A 13,814-nucleotide genomic window follows, 5' to 3' on the forward strand; every position below is an offset into this window, starting at 1 on the left:
CCCACGCTGCAGGATGGCCTCATGACTTCCCTCCCCGCTCCCGGCGTGGCCGCTGCCGCCAGCCCTCCCTTGCTGCGCGCGCGTGCGGCCCTGCTCAATGGCGCCGCACCGGCCTTGCCCACGCTGTGCGCACTGGCGGGCACGCTGCTCTTGTTCGTGCTGTTCCTGCTGGTGCAGGGCAAGCCGGCGGGTGAGGCTTGCCTGCTGATCTTCCAGGGGGCGTTCGGCACGCTGTTCGCCTGGCAGAACACCTTGCAGCGCGCCGCGCCGCTGCTGTTGACGGCACTCTGCGTGGCCCTGCCGGCGCGGGTGGGGCTGATCGTCATCGGCGGGGAAGGCGCACTGGCGCTGGGCGGGCTGGCAGCAGCGGTGATGCCGCAGTTGCTGCCGGTCCTGCCTTCACTGGTGATGCTGGTGGTCATGGCCTTGGCCGCGATGCTGGCCGGTGGCCTGTGGATCGCGCTGTGCGGGGGCCTGCGCCAGTGGCGCGGGGTCAACGAGACCATCTCCAGCCTGCTGCTTTCCTACCTGGCCGTGGCGGTCTTCAAGCATCTGGTGGAAGGCCCGCTGCGTGATCCGGCCAGCCTCAACAAACCCTCTACCTTGCCGTTGCCCGATGCCTACCTGGTCGGTTCGCTGCCAGGCATGGAAGTGCATTGGGGACTGGTATGGGGGGCCGTGGCCTGCGTGGCGGCGTGGGTCTTCCTGCGCCACAGCGTGGCCGGTTTCGCCATGGGCGTGGTGGGTGGCAATATCCGCACCGCGCGGCTGGTCGGCTTGCCGGTCAATCGCCTCATCCTCACCGCCTGCGCGCTGGGAGGTGCTGCGGCCGGACTGGCGGGCATGTTCGAAGTCAGCGCCGTGCAAGGTAGCGCCACCAGTGCCTTGCTGGCGGGGTATGGATTCTCGGGCATCCTGGTGGCCTTTGCGGCGCGCCAGAATCCGCTGGCCATCATCGTCTGCGCCATCGTCATCGGCGGCGTGGAAGCCAGCGGCAGCCTGCTGCAACGGCGACTGGACCTGCCCGACGCCACCACCCTGGTGCTGCAGGGCCTGCTGTTCTGCAACCTGCTGGCCTGGGAAGCCATCACCGGCCGCCTGGCGGCATTGAAACTGCGCTGGCAGACCCAGGCGCAAGCCATTCCCGCCAAGGAGGCCGGCCATGCATGACATCGATCTGACCACCCTGCTGCTGGCACTCTTTGCCGGTGCGATCCGGGTCGGTACGCCCTTTCTCTTCGTCAGCCTGGGCGAGTGCCTGACCGAAAAAGGCGGCCGCGTGAACCTGGGGCTGGAAGGCATCCTGGTCTGCGGCGCCATGACGGGCTACGCGGCCTCCTTCTATACCGGCTCGGCCTGGCTGGGCGTGCTCGCGGCCGGCTGCGCGGGCCTCTTGCTGGGCGTGCTGCACGGCGTGGTGTGTTCGCTGCCGCGCGTCAACGACATCGCCTTCGGCATCGCCCTGATGCTGCTGGGTACGGGACTGGCCTTCTTCCTCGGCAAACCCTTCATCCAGCCGCAGGCGCCGATGCTGCCCTCGATAGACCTGGGCGCCTGGAGCAGCAATGACCGCCTGCACCATGCGCTGCAAATCAATGCCTTGTTCTTTGTCGGCGTGGTACTGGCGCTGGTGCTGCAATGGGGCCTGTCCACCACGCGCTGGGGGCTGGTCTTGCGACTGGTGGGCGATCATGCCGAAACGGCGCGTGCGCTCGGTTATCGCATCACCGCCACGCGCATCGCGGCCACCGCTGCGGGCGGTTTCCTGGCGGCCATCGGCGGTGCCTACCTGTCGCTCTACTACCCGGGTAGCTGGAACGAAGGACTCTCCAGCGGCCAGGGCCTGATGGCCGTGGCCCTGGTGATCTTCGCGCGCTGGCAGCCGTGGCGCTGCCTGCTGGCGGCGCTGCTGTTCGGTGCGGCCGGGGCGCTCGGCCCGGCCCTGCAGGCGGTAGGTGTGACTTCCGGCTACTACCTCTTCAATGCTGCGCCGTATGCACTGACGCTGTTCATCATGATCCTGACCTGCCGCCCTGACCGCACGCTCTCCAGCGCGCCGGGCGAACTGAGCCTGACCCGATAAACCACTTCGTCCCCAAGGAGAAACCATGTCCGAACGCTTCATCCAGGCCGATCCCTATCCCTGGCCCTATGACGGCGCCCTGACCCCGGCCAATACCGCGCTCGTCGTCATCGACATGCAGACCGACTTCTGCGGCATCGGCGGCTACGTGGACAAGATGGGCTACGACCTCTCGCTCACGCGCGCGCCCATCGAACCGATCAAGAAAGTGCTGGCCGCCATGCGCGCCGGGGGCTACACCATCATCCATACCCGCGAAGGCCATCGCCCCGATCTCTCCGACCTGCCTGCCAACAAGCGCTGGCGCTCGCGCCAGATCGGCACCAATGGCGTGGGCATCGGGGATGCCGGTCCGTGCGGACGCATCCTGGTGCGCGGCGAACCGGGCTGGGAAATCATTCCGGAACTGGCGCCCGTCGAGGGTGAGATCATCATCGACAAACCCGGCAAGGGCTCCTTTTGCGCTACCGACCTGGAAATGATTTTGCACACGCGCGGCATCCGCAACATCGTGCTGACCGGCATCACCACCGACGTCTGCGTCCACACCACCATGCGTGAAGCCAATGACCGCGGCTTTGAATGCGTGATGCTCTCGGACTGCTGTGGTGCGACCGACTACAGCAACCATCTGGCGGCGCTGTCGATGATCAAGATGCAGGGCGGCGTCTTTGGCGCGGTCTCGGATTCGGCCGCGCTGATCGACGTGATCGGGGCCTGACCATGCATGCGCTCGAGCTGGAAATCCTCAATGCCGGCAAGTCCTTCGGCAGCTTTCGTGCGCTCGATGACGTGTCGCTGAAGATCCGCGCCGGTACCATCCACGCACTGCTGGGCGAGAACGGCGCGGGCAAGAGTACGCTGGTCAAGGGCCTGGTCGGCTATAGCCCGCTGGACCAGGGCAGCATCATGGCCGACCGCCGCGAGGTGGAGATCCGCAGTGCGCGCGTACCCAACCAGCTCGGCATCGGCATGGTCTACCAGCACTTCACGCTGGCCCCCAGCCTCACCGTGGCCGAGAACCTGCTGCTGGCGCGCGGCGACCTGCCCTGGCGCATCCGCTGGGGCAGCGAGCGAGCAGCGCTGGAAGAATTCATAGCGCGCATGCCCTTCAAGCTGGCCACGGAGCGGACGGTGAGCAGTCTCTCCGCCGGCGAAAAGCAGAAGCTGGAAATCTTGAAGCAGCTTTATCTGCGCCGCCGTTTCCTGATCCTCGACGAACCGACCTCCGTGCTCACACCGCAAGAAGCCGATGAGGTGCTGGGCCTGATGCATGCGCTCACGCGCCAGCAGGAACTGACGGTGCTGATGATCACGCACAAGTTCCACGAAGTGACCGCCTATGCCGACGACGTGACCGTGCTGCGCAAGGGGCGGCTGGTCGGCAGTGCGCTGGTGGCCGACACCACGCCGGATGAACTGGCGCACTGGATGATGGGCCACGCCCGCGCAGAAAAGACCCAGGTGGCGCGCGCCGCAGTGCCTGTGGAGGCGCGCGTCGGGCTGGAAGTGAAGGACCTGACCGTCAACAATGATCGCGGCGTGGCCGCCGTGCGGGCACTGTCGCTGCAAGTGAAGCGGGGTGAAATCGTGGGCCTGGCCGGCATCTCCGGCAATGGTCAGAAGGAACTGGTGGAAGCCCTGCTGGGCCAGCGCCGCCATTTGCTGGGAGAGATCCGCGTGGAAGGCGCCCCCTATGCCGCCACGCGCGAGGAGATGCGCCGCCTGCGTGTCTTCGCACTGCCCGAAGAACCACTGCGCAATGCCTGCATCGCCGGCATGAGCGTGGCCGAGAACATGGCCTTGCGCCATTTCGACGTCGCCCCCTTCAAGCGCGGCGGCTGGCGGGTCGACCGCAGCGCCATGAAACGTCAGGCGCAGGCGCTGATCGCCGCCTTCAACGTCAAGCCGCCCGTGCCGGAACGTCCCATCGGCACGCTCTCCGGCGGCAACGTGCAGCGCGCCGTGCTGGCGCGCGAACTGGGCGAGGAAGGCCAGGACGGTGCAGCCAACGTGCTCATCGTCGCCAATCCGGTCTTCGGGCTGGACTTCGCCTCAGTGGCCGACATCCACGCCCGCCTGCTGCAAGCCCGCGCACGTGGTGCGGCCGTGCTGCTGGTGAGCGAAGACCTGGATGAACTGCTGGAACTGTCCGACCGCATCCTGGTGATGACCGAAGGCCGCATCGTCCACGTGGCGCAGGACGTGGCCACGCAAGGGGCCGACCGCGCCGCCCTGGGCCGCTGGATGGCCGGACATCCCGATCAACCTGCTCACGCCGAGGCCGCATGATCCGTATCGACGCATTCCCCTATCCCTATCAGTTCCACCCACGCAGCACGGCGCTGGTGGTCATCGACATGCAGCGCGACTTCGTGGAAGAAGGCGGGTTCGGCAGTGCGCTGGGCAATGACGTGCGGCCCCTGGGCGCCATCGTGCCGACCGTGGCCGCACTGCTGGCAGTGGCACGCGAACATCAGATGCTGGTGGTGCATACCCGTGAATCGCACCTGCCGGACCTCTCCGACTGCCCGCGCGCCAAGCGCCTGCGCGGCAATCCGACGCTGGGCATTGGCGATGTCGGTCCGATGGGCCGCATCCTGGTGCGCGGCGAACCGGGCAACCAGATCCTGCCGCAGCTGGCGCCCACCGAAGGTGAGATCGTCATCGACAAACCCGGCAAGGGCGCCTTCTACGCCACCGACCTGCACGCGCAATTGCAGGAGCGCGGCATCACGCATCTGCTGATCGCTGGCGTCACCACCGAAGTCTGCGTGCAGACCTCGATGCGCGAAGCCAATGACCGTGGCTATGAGTGCCTGGTGGTGGAAGATGCCTGCGCCAGCTATTTTCCGCAATTCCATCGCACCACGCTGGAGATGCTGACCGCCCAGGGCGGCATCGTCGGCTGGCGTGCGCCGCTGGCGCAATTGCAGAGCGCCATGGCCGCCTGCGCCGGAGAAAACCCATGATGCACGTAAACCTGCCCCACATCGTGGCCGAGGTCGAACAAGCCTTTGCCGATTACGAATATGCCCTGCTCATCAATGACATCCCCGCGCTGGACCGCTGGTTCTGGTATGCGCCCGAGACCGTACGCTACGGCGTGGGCGAAGTGCTGCTGGGCGGCGAGGCGATCCGCCAGTACCGCAAGACCTGCACGCCGGTGCCGGCCTCGCGCAAGCTGCATCGTACCGTTGTCACCACCTTCGGCAGCGACTATGCTACGGTCTCCACCGAATTCACCGACCATACGTCTGATCGTATCGGCCGCCAGATGCAGACCTGGGTGCGCATGGACGAAGGCTGGCGCATCGTCGCCGCCCATGTCAGCCTGATGGCATGAGTCCGCCGCCCCCCTCGAACACGAATGCCCGCACCATGACCGCCACCGTCGCCAACCCGCTCGCCGAACAGGTCTACCACCGGATCAAGGACGACATCTTCAGCTTCCGCCTGCTGCCAGGCGACAATTTCACCGAGACCGAGATGGCCCAACGCCAGGGTGTTTCGCGCACGCCCTTGCGCGATGCCCTGTTCCGCCTGCAGCGCGAGGGCTACCTGGAAGTGGGCTTCCGGCGCGGCTGGAAGGTCTGCCCGATCGACTTCGACCGGCTCGACAATCTCTACGACCTGCGCATCGTGCTGGAAATGGCCGCGCTGGACAAACTCTGCAGCCAGCATGAACCGACCGCCGAACTGGAGCAGTTGAACGCCATCTGGCTGGCCGAGCCCGAGGCGCGCCATACCGATGCGGTCAAGGTGGCCGCCCTGGACGAGGCCTTCCACACCAACCTGGTAGCTGCAGCCGGCAACGTCGAGATGACGCGGGTGCATACCGAGGTCACGGAAAAGATCCGCATCGTGCGCCGGCTGGACTTCCTCAAAAAGAAGCGGATTGACGCCACCTACGAGGAACACGGCAAGATCCTGCAACTGATCGCCAAGCGCAAGGCCACCGAAGCCCAGATCCTGCTGCGCGCCCATATTACGCAGAGCAAGCTGGAGGTCAGGAAGATCACCATCTGGATGCTGGCCGAGGCGCGTCAGCTCCAGGTGCCGGAAGCGGCGCTGGCCCGCTGAAGGGGCATGGAACAATCTTTCACATGAAAGATTATCAACTTTTCCTGCCGGAAATATGAAAAACTGCGGCCGATAGCCGCATCAGGCAGCTTGATCGGCGCCGAGCCGCCACCAAATCAAGGAAAGCCTCCGAAACCATTTATAATGGAAGGCTTTTGCAACAGCGCATCTTTCCAGCGGCTCAATGAAGGTATTTCGCGGACTTCCCACAGCCGAATCGCGCGCCCCGTGCGCGCTGACCATCGGCAATTTCGACGGCGTGCATCTGGGCCATCAGGCCCTCTTGGCGCGCGTGCGCGAGGCCGCCGCCAAGCTGGGGCTGGACGCGGCGGTGATGACCTTCGAGCCGCATCCGCGCGAGTTCTTCGCCCAACTGGCCGGCACCCCCGAACGCGCCCCGGCGCGCATCGCCAACCTGCGTGACAAGCTCGAAGCACTCTCCAACTCCGGCATCGACCGGGTGGTGGTGGAGCATTTCGGCAGCCATTTCGCGGCCCTCTCCCCGCAGGATTTCATCGAGAAGATCCTGGTCCAGGGCCTGCACGTGCGCTGGCTGATGGTCGGTGACGACTTCTGCTTCGGCGCCCGCCGCGCCGGCACGCTCGACACCCTGATCGCGGCCGGCAAGCAGTATGGCTTCGAGGTGCACGCCCTGCCCACGGTCACCAATGCCGGTGTGCGCATCTCTTCTTCGGCTGTGCGCGCGGCGCTGGCCGACGCAGACTTCAGCTTGTCGCAACAGTTGCTGGGCCATCCCTACGCCATCAGCGGCCGCGTCGTGCACGGCAAGAAGCTGGGCCGCACCATCGGATTCCCGACGCTGAACATGCGCGTGGGCCACAAGCGTCCGGCGCTCTCCGGCATCTTCGTGGTGCAGGTGCATGGACTGGCCGGGCAGCCCTTGCCGGCCGTGGCCAGCCTGGGCGTGCGCCCGACGGTGGACAACAGCGGCCGGGTGTTGCTGGAAACCCATCTGCTGGATTTCCAGGGTGATTGCTACGGCAAGCTGGTGCGGGTGGAATTCCTCAAGAAGCTGCGCGATGAAGAAAAGTACGTGGACCTGCCCACGCTGACCACGGCCATCGCCCGCGACGTCGACCACGCCCGCGCCTGGTTCCGCGAAAACGCCGGCTTCGCCGTCTCGGCCACCGACCGAATTTGAACGCTGGGCGGTTGCCGGAGCCCGCTCCCGCAGCCGTCCAGCCGCCCCATCCTGCATTTCGCCAGCGTGCATCTTGCCGCGCGGCTCCTGAATCAACCCGCATTCAACGAAAGTCCTGTCATGTCCAACAACGAATCCTCCGCCAAACCCGGCAAACCGGAAAAAGCCGGCAAGGCGCCCTCCAAGTACCCGGTCAACATGACCGAGACGGCGTTTCCCATGCGCGGCGACCTCGCCAAGCGCGAGCCGCAATGGGTCAAGGAGTGGCAGGAAAAGAAGGTCTACCAGCGCATCCGCAAGGCCTCGGCCGGCCGGCCCAAGTTCATCCTGCATGACGGCCCGCCGTATGCCAACGGCGACATCCACATCGGCCACGCCGTCAACAAGATCCTGAAGGACACCATCGTCAAGGCCCGCAACATGGCCGGCTTCGACGCGCAATACGTGCCGGGCTGGGATTGCCACGGCATGCCCATCGAGATCCAGATCGAAAAACAGTTCGGCAAGAACCTGCCGGTGGCCGAGGTGCAGGCCAAGGCACGTACCTATGCGGGCGAACAGATCGAGCGCCAGAAGGCCGACTTCATCCGCCTGGGCGTGCTGGGCGAGTGGGACAACCCCTACAAGACCATGAACTTCTCCAACGAAGCCGACGAGCTGCGCGCCCTCGGCAAGATCCTGGAGAAGGGTTACGTCTATCGCGGCCTCAAGCCCGTGAACTGGTGCTTCGACTGCGGCTCCGCCCTGGCCGAAGCCGAGGTGGAATACCAGGACAAGCGCGACCCGGCCATCGACGTCGGTTTCCCGTTCGCCGAACACGACAAGGTAGCCACCGCCTTCGGCCTGACCGAGCTGCCGACCCGCAACGGCTACATCGTCATCTGGACCACCACGCCCTGGACCATCCCGGCCAACCAGGCGCTGAACGTGCATCCGGAATTCGAATACGCGCTGGTCGAGACCACCCGCAATGGCGAAGCCACCCTGCTGATCCTGGCCAAGGACCTGGTGGCCTCCTGCCTGGAACGCTTCGGCCTGGAAGGCAAGATCATCGCCACCACCACCGGCGAGAAGCTCTCGCTGATCCGCTTCCACCACCCGCTGGCCAAGGCCGATGCCGGTTATGACCGTCTCTCGCCGGTCTATCTGGGCGAGTACGTGACGGCCGACAGCGGCACCGGCATCGTGCACTCCTCGCCGGCCTACGGTATCGAAGACTTCATCTCCTGCAAGGCGCATGGAATGAAGGATGACGATATCCTCAACCCGGTCATGGGCGACGGCCGCTATGCCTCCTGGCTGCCGCTGTTTGCGGGGCTCACCATCTGGGAAGCCTCCAAGCCCGTCTGCGACAAGCTCGATGAAGTGGGTTCGCTGTTCAAGCTGGTCATGTTCAGCCACAGCTACATGCACTGCTGGCGCCACAAGAGCCCCATCATCTATCGCGCCACCTCGCAGTGGTTCGCCAGCATGGACAACACCCCCAAGGATGGCGGTCCCAGCCTGCGCCAGACCGCGCTGCAAGGCATCGAGGACACCGCCTTCTTCCCCGGCTGGGGCAAGGCGCGCCTGCACGGCATGATCGCCAACCGTCCGGACTGGACCCTCTCGCGCCAGCGCCAGTGGGGCGTGCCGATGGCCTTCTTCGTGCACAAGGAAACGGGTGAATTGCACCCGCGCACGCCGGAGCTGATCGAACAGGTCGCCCAGCGCATCGAGAAGAGCGGCATCGAAGCCTGGCAGGCACTGGACCCCAAGGAATTGCTGGGCGAAGACGCCGAGCACTACGTCAAGAACCGCGACACGCTGGACGTCTGGTTCGATTCCGGCACCACCCACCAGACCGTGCTGCGCGGCTCGCACGCACAGCAGTCGCAGTTCCCGGCTGACCTCTACCTGGAAGGTTCGGACCAGCATCGTGGCTGGTTCCACTCGTCGCTCTTGACTTCCTCGATGCTCAATGGCCGCGCGCCCTACAAGGCCCTGCTCACGCACGGCTTCGTGGTCGATGGCGAGGGCAAGAAGATGTCCAAGTCCAAGGGCAACGTGGTGGCCCCGCAGAAGGTCTCGGACTCGCTGGGCGCGGAAATCCTGCGGCTGTGGGTGGCCTCGACTGATTACTCGGGCGAGTTGTCGATCTCGGATGAAATCTTGAAACGCGTGGTGGAAGCCTACCGCCGCATCCGCAACACCCTGCGCTTCCTGCTGGCCAACACTTCCGACTTCGATCCGGCGCAGCACGCCGTGCCGGTGGCGGAGATGCTGGAAATCGACCGCTATGCCATCGCCAACATGGCACGCCTGCAAGCGGAGGTGCTGGCGCACTTCGAGACCTACGAATTCCACCCGGTGGTGGCCAAGCTGCAGATGTACTGCTCGGAAGACCTGGGCGGCTTCTACCTGGACATCCTCAAGGACCGCCTCTACACCAGCGGCGTGGAGTCGGCTGCACGCCGCTCGGCCCAGACCGCCGTGTGGCACATCACGCAATCGCTGCTGCGCCTGATGGCACCGATTCTCTCCTTCACCGCCGAAGAAGCCTGGCGCTACTTCGCCAGCAAGGAAGCCTTCGAGGCCAGCGGCGAAACCATCTTCTCGCAGGTCTATTACACCCTGCCCGAAGTGGCCGATGCCGATGCCCTGCTGTCCAAGTTCGCGGTGCTGCATGAAGTGCGCGCAGCCGTGACCAAGCAGCTGGAAGAAGTGCGTATCGCCGGCAGTATCGGTTCGTCCCTGCAGGCCGAGGTGGAACTGAAGGTGTCGGGCGAGAAGGCGGCCCTGCTGGAGAGCCTGGGGGATGACCTGAAGTTCGTCCTCATCACCTCGGCGGCCCGCGTCACCCCGGTGGCCACGGTGGAAGAGGAAACGGTGGTGGTCACGCCCTCGGCGCATCAGAAATGTGAACGCTGCTGGCACTATCGCGCCGACGTCGGGTCTCATGCCGAGCATCCCGGCCTGTGCGGCCGCTGCTACAGCAATCTGTTCGGCCAGGGCGAAAAGCGTCAGTTCGCCTGATCCGGGCGGGACGGCCTTGCAAGCGCCCCGCTGCCCATTCCGGCAGCGGGGCGCCCACTCCAACAAGAACATCCATGGCAACCAAAAAGCGCTCCTCTTCTTCCGGTTCTTCGTCCTCCACGCAAGGGCTGCTGCCCTGGCTGGGCATCGCCACCATCGTGCTGCTGCTGGACCAGCTCTCCAAGATCACCATCCTCAAACTGTTCCACTACGGCGAATCGCTGCCGGTGACCGGTTTCTTCAACCTGGTGCTGGTCTACAACAAGGGCGCGGCCTTCAGCTTCCTGGCCGCCAGCGGCGGCTGGCAGCGTTACCTGTTCACTGCGATCGGTATCGGCGCAGCGGTGTTCATCATCCATCTGCTGCGCAAGCATCCCGGCCAGCGCATGTTCTGCTGGGCGCTGGCGCTGATCCTGGGCGGTGCAATCGGCAACGTGCTGGACCGCGTGGTCTATGGCCACGTGATCGACTTCCTGGACGTCTATGTGGGCAACTGGCACTGGCCGGCCTTCAACCTGGCCGATAGTGCGATCTGCCTGGGTGCGGTATTGTTCGTCGTGGACGAACTGCGCCGCGTCTCGAAGAAGTAAGGCAACATCCAACACGCCTGCGGCGCGCCGCATTCCGGGAGCAAACAATGGATCTGGCTGGCAAGAAAATCGTACTGGGCCTGACCGGCGGCGTGGCCTGCTACAAGGCCGCCATGCTGGCGCGCGAACTGGGCCGCGCCGGTGCCTCGGTGCACGTGGTGATGACCGAAGGGGCCACGCACTTCATGACCGCCGTCACCATGCAGGCGCTGACCGGCAATCCGGTCTACACCGACCAATGGGATGCGCGCATGGACAACAACATGCCGCACATCAACCTCACCCGCGATGCCGATGCGGTGGTAATCGTGCCCTGTTCCACCGACTTCATCGCCAAGCTGGCCCACGGGACCTGCGACGATCTGCTCTCGACCCTGTGCGTAGCCCGTCCGGCACGCGTGCCGCTGCTGGTGGCACCGGCCATGAACGTGGAGATGTGGCAGAACCCGGCGACCCAGCGCAACGTCCGCCAGATCAAGGAAGACGGCATCTTGCTGCTGGGCCCGGATGCGGGCGCGCAAGCCTGCGGCGAGGTCGGCGAAGGCCGCATGCTGGAGCCGGCGCAACTGCTGGAAGACATCATCGCCGCCTTCCAGCCCAAGCTGCTGGCAGGCCGCCGCGTGCTGCTCACGGCCGGCCCGACCTTCGAACCCATCGACCCGGTGCGCGGCATCACCAATCTCTCCTCGGGCAAGATGGGCTATGCGATTGCCCGTGCTGCGCGCGAAGCCGGTGCCGAAGTCACCCTGGTCTCCGGCCCGACGGCCCTGGAGACGCCCTATGGCGTGCGCCGGGTGGACGTGCAGACGGCCCGGCAGATGTACGAGGCGGTTTTGGCCGATGTGAAGGAAAAAGACCTGTTCGTGGCCGTTGCGGCTGTCGCTGACTGGCGCGTGGCCAATGCCAGTTCGCAGAAACTGAAGAAACAGGACGAAAACGATACCCCGCACCTGGAGTTCGTGCAGAACCCCGACATCCTGGCGGCCGTGGCCGCCTTGCCGCAGCGTCCGTACTGCGTCGGCTTTGCCGCCGAATCGGAAAACCTGGAGCAATACGGTGCGGCCAAGCGGATCAGGAAGAACATTCCGCTACTGGTGGGCAATATCGGCCACCAGACCTTTGGCCGCGATGACAATGCCCTCATGCTGTTCGACGCCGACGGCCATACGGCCCTGCCCCGCGCGGACAAGCAGACCCTGGCCCGCCAGCTGGTGCGCGAGATCGCGCGCCGCATGGCGGCCTGACGCTACACGGCCCGCCTCTGCGGGCCGTGTCTTTTGTACACGTTGTACCCTTTTGTTTTTTCGTATCCGATTACGCATCCATGAAGACCATCGACATCAAGATCCTCGACCCCCGCATGAAAGACCAGCTGCCCGCCTACGCCACCCCCGGCAGCGCCGGCCTGGACCTGCGGGCCTGCATCGATGCGCCGCTGACCCTGGCGCCGGGTTCCACGCATCTGATCCCGACCGGCCTGGCGATCCACCTGGCCGATCCCAATTATGCGGCCGTGATCCTGCCGCGCAGTGGCATGGGCCACAAGCACGGTATCGTGCTGGGCAACCTGGTGGGGCTGATCGATTCCGATTACCAGGGCCAGTTGATGATTTCTACGTGGAACCGCGGCAGTACCGAGTTTGTCCTAAACCCCATGGAACGCCTGGCGCAGCTGGTGATCGTGCCGGTACTGCAGGTCGGGTTCAATGTGGTGGATGAATTCGACAGCAGCGAACGCGGCGCTGGCGGTTTCGGCAGCACAGGCAAACACTGATGGAGAATCGCATGCTCGTATCCCCCCTGCCCGCGTGGCAGAAGCTGAAAACCCTCGCAGTCCTGGCGCCGCTGGCCTTCCTGGCCGCCTGCGCCACCCAGGAACCCGGCCCCGTGCCGGCCACGCCGACCAAACCGGTGACGGTCGCGCCTCCGGCACCGCGCCCGGTCGTGGCCAATCCCCAGCAGCAGCAATTGCGCGAGCTGATCGACCAGCAAGACCGTCTCTACCGCGTGGCCGCGCCGCTGTTGACCAGCAACGCCCAGCTGTGCCGGGGCAATGCCCGCAACCTGCTGGGCTTTACCGCCAAGAACCGCTACTCCTTCCCCATCGAATTTGCCGACACCGCGCGCAGCCTGGGCTATGACGATCGCCTGCAGGTGACCGGCGTGCTGCCCGGCAGCGGCGCCGAGCAAGCCGGCATCCAGCGTGGCGACATCCTGATGTCGGTGGCAGGCAAGCCCATGCCGCAAGGTACCGATGCCGAACGCCAGGCCGCCGTGCTGCTGAGCCCGCTGGTGATCAAGAAGGCGCCGATTGCGCTGGGCGTGCAGCGCAACGGCCAGAACTCCACCGTCAACGTCCCGCTGACCTACGCCTGCGCCTTCAGCATCGAGCTGGGCAATGCCGATAACGTCAACACCTATGCCGATGGGCGCCGCGTGCTCATTACCCGGGGCATGCTCAAGTTCACCCAGTCCGACGATGAACTGGCCTACCTGATCGCCAAGGACATGGCGCACAACATCCTCGGTCACGCCATCCGCCAGCGCATGGTCTCGACCATCGCCGAAGTGATCGACAACCTGCTGCTGCCGCATCCGGACCCGACCACCACGGCCGGCACGGCCGGTATCCGCGTCTATCCGCAGGATCTCGATGCAGCTGCCGATACGCTCTCGCTGTACCTGCTGGCGCGCGCCGGCTACAACATCGACAACGTGCCGGCCTTCTGGAAGCGCCTGGCGGATCAGTATCCGGCCAGCGTGCCCAATGGCTATACGGCACTGCATCCCTCCACTGCTTATCGCCTGGCGATGATCGAGAAGGTGACGCAGATCGTGAAGGCCAAGCAGGAGGCGGGCAAGCCGCTGGTGCCGTGAATGC

The 13,814-nt window shown here is 65.3% G+C and carries 13 protein-coding genes; all 13 read left to right on the forward strand.

The features are described 5' to 3' along the window. Positions 1–21: 21 nt before the first annotated feature. The 13 genes from ACVC5H_RS18655 (at position 22) to ACVC5H_RS18715 (ending at position 13,810) form a co-directional block, all read left to right on the forward strand. Entirely contained in the window at positions 22–1,170 is a 1,149-nt protein-coding gene (locus tag ACVC5H_RS18655) for an ABC transporter permease (protein WP_489619264.1), read from the forward strand. After that, on the forward strand, positions 1,163–2,083 hold the full coding sequence (locus tag ACVC5H_RS18660; protein ID WP_489619265.1) for an ABC transporter permease: 921 nt from the start codon (positions 1,163–1,165) through the stop codon (positions 2,081–2,083). Before ACVC5H_RS18655 ends, ACVC5H_RS18660 begins: the two co-directional genes overlap by 8 nt. A gap of 25 nt (positions 2,084–2,108) precedes the next feature. Next, entirely contained in the window at positions 2,109–2,804 is a 696-nt protein-coding gene (biuH, locus tag ACVC5H_RS18665) for a biuret amidohydrolase (protein ID WP_489619266.1), read from the forward strand. 2 nt (positions 2,805–2,806) lie between these two features. After that, the gene (locus tag ACVC5H_RS18670; protein ID WP_489619267.1) at positions 2,807–4,375 is read left to right on the forward strand and encodes an ABC transporter ATP-binding protein; all 1,569 of its coding nucleotides are present in this window, start codon (positions 2,807–2,809) and stop codon (positions 4,373–4,375) included. Beyond that, the gene (locus ACVC5H_RS18675) at positions 4,372–5,055 is read left to right on the forward strand and encodes a cysteine hydrolase family protein (protein ID WP_489619268.1); all 684 of its coding nucleotides are present in this window, start codon (positions 4,372–4,374) and stop codon (positions 5,053–5,055) included. The genes ACVC5H_RS18670 and ACVC5H_RS18675 overlap by 4 nt, the downstream gene beginning before the upstream one ends. Continuing rightward, a complete protein-coding gene (hpxZ, locus tag ACVC5H_RS18680) occupies positions 5,052–5,429 on the forward strand; it encodes an oxalurate catabolism protein HpxZ (RefSeq protein ID WP_489619269.1) in 378 nt (125 codons plus the stop codon). The genes ACVC5H_RS18675 and hpxZ overlap by 4 nt, the downstream gene beginning before the upstream one ends. A gap of 35 nt (positions 5,430–5,464) precedes the next feature. Next, positions 5,465–6,166: a GntR family transcriptional regulator gene (locus ACVC5H_RS18685; RefSeq protein WP_489619270.1), complete on the forward strand. Its 702-nt coding sequence runs from the start codon at positions 5,465–5,467 to the stop codon at positions 6,164–6,166. Positions 6,167–6,350: 184 nt separating this feature from the next. Then, complete coding sequence (locus tag ACVC5H_RS18690; protein WP_489619271.1) at positions 6,351–7,328, forward strand: bifunctional riboflavin kinase/FAD synthetase; 978 nt, start codon at positions 6,351–6,353, stop codon at positions 7,326–7,328. A 120-nt stretch (positions 7,329–7,448) separates the two neighbouring features. Next, positions 7,449–10,343 (forward strand): isoleucine--tRNA ligase, encoded by a 2,895-nt coding sequence (gene ileS, locus ACVC5H_RS18695; RefSeq protein ID WP_489619272.1) that lies wholly within the window; start codon positions 7,449–7,451, stop codon positions 10,341–10,343. Between the two features lie 74 nt (positions 10,344–10,417). Then, positions 10,418–10,933, forward strand: a complete 516-nt coding sequence (lspA, locus tag ACVC5H_RS18700; RefSeq protein ID WP_489619273.1) for a signal peptidase II — start codon at positions 10,418–10,420, stop codon at positions 10,931–10,933. 47 nt (positions 10,934–10,980) lie between these two features. Beyond that, positions 10,981–12,177, forward strand: coding sequence for a bifunctional phosphopantothenoylcysteine decarboxylase/phosphopantothenate--cysteine ligase CoaBC (gene coaBC, locus ACVC5H_RS18705; RefSeq protein WP_489619274.1), 1,197 nt, complete (start codon positions 10,981–10,983; stop codon positions 12,175–12,177). An 80-nt stretch (positions 12,178–12,257) separates the two neighbouring features. Then, positions 12,258–12,707 (forward strand): dUTP diphosphatase, encoded by a 450-nt coding sequence (gene dut / locus ACVC5H_RS18710; protein WP_034330145.1) that lies wholly within the window; start codon positions 12,258–12,260, stop codon positions 12,705–12,707. Between the two features lie 11 nt (positions 12,708–12,718). Beyond that, positions 12,719–13,810 (forward strand): M48 family metallopeptidase, encoded by a 1,092-nt coding sequence (locus ACVC5H_RS18715; protein WP_489619275.1) that lies wholly within the window; start codon positions 12,719–12,721, stop codon positions 13,808–13,810. The last annotated feature ends 4 nt before the right edge of the window (positions 13,811–13,814 follow it).

Source organism: Herbaspirillum sp. Her3 (assembly GCF_057961275.1).

Coding starts and splice junctions, on each gene's coding strand:
- ACVC5H_RS18655 (WP_489619264.1), top strand. CDS start 22: ATGACTTCCCTCCCCGCTCCCGGCGTGGCCGCTGCCGCCAGCCCTCCC.
- ACVC5H_RS18660 (WP_489619265.1), top strand. CDS start 1,163: ATGCATGACATCGATCTGACCACCCTGCTGCTGGCACTCTTTGCCGGT.
- biuH (WP_489619266.1), top strand. CDS start 2,109: ATGTCCGAACGCTTCATCCAGGCCGATCCCTATCCCTGGCCCTATGAC.
- ACVC5H_RS18670 (WP_489619267.1), top strand. CDS start 2,807: ATGCATGCGCTCGAGCTGGAAATCCTCAATGCCGGCAAGTCCTTCGGC.
- ACVC5H_RS18675 (WP_489619268.1), top strand. CDS start 4,372: ATGATCCGTATCGACGCATTCCCCTATCCCTATCAGTTCCACCCACGC.
- hpxZ (WP_489619269.1), top strand. CDS start 5,052: ATGATGCACGTAAACCTGCCCCACATCGTGGCCGAGGTCGAACAAGCC.
- ACVC5H_RS18685 (WP_489619270.1), top strand. CDS start 5,465: ATGACCGCCACCGTCGCCAACCCGCTCGCCGAACAGGTCTACCACCGG.
- ACVC5H_RS18690 (WP_489619271.1), top strand. CDS start 6,351: ATGAAGGTATTTCGCGGACTTCCCACAGCCGAATCGCGCGCCCCGTGC.
- ileS (WP_489619272.1), top strand. CDS start 7,449: ATGTCCAACAACGAATCCTCCGCCAAACCCGGCAAACCGGAAAAAGCC.
- lspA (WP_489619273.1), top strand. CDS start 10,418: ATGGCAACCAAAAAGCGCTCCTCTTCTTCCGGTTCTTCGTCCTCCACG.
- coaBC (WP_489619274.1), top strand. CDS start 10,981: ATGGATCTGGCTGGCAAGAAAATCGTACTGGGCCTGACCGGCGGCGTG.
- dut (WP_034330145.1), top strand. CDS start 12,258: ATGAAGACCATCGACATCAAGATCCTCGACCCCCGCATGAAAGACCAG.
- ACVC5H_RS18715 (WP_489619275.1), top strand. CDS start 12,719: ATGCTCGTATCCCCCCTGCCCGCGTGGCAGAAGCTGAAAACCCTCGCA.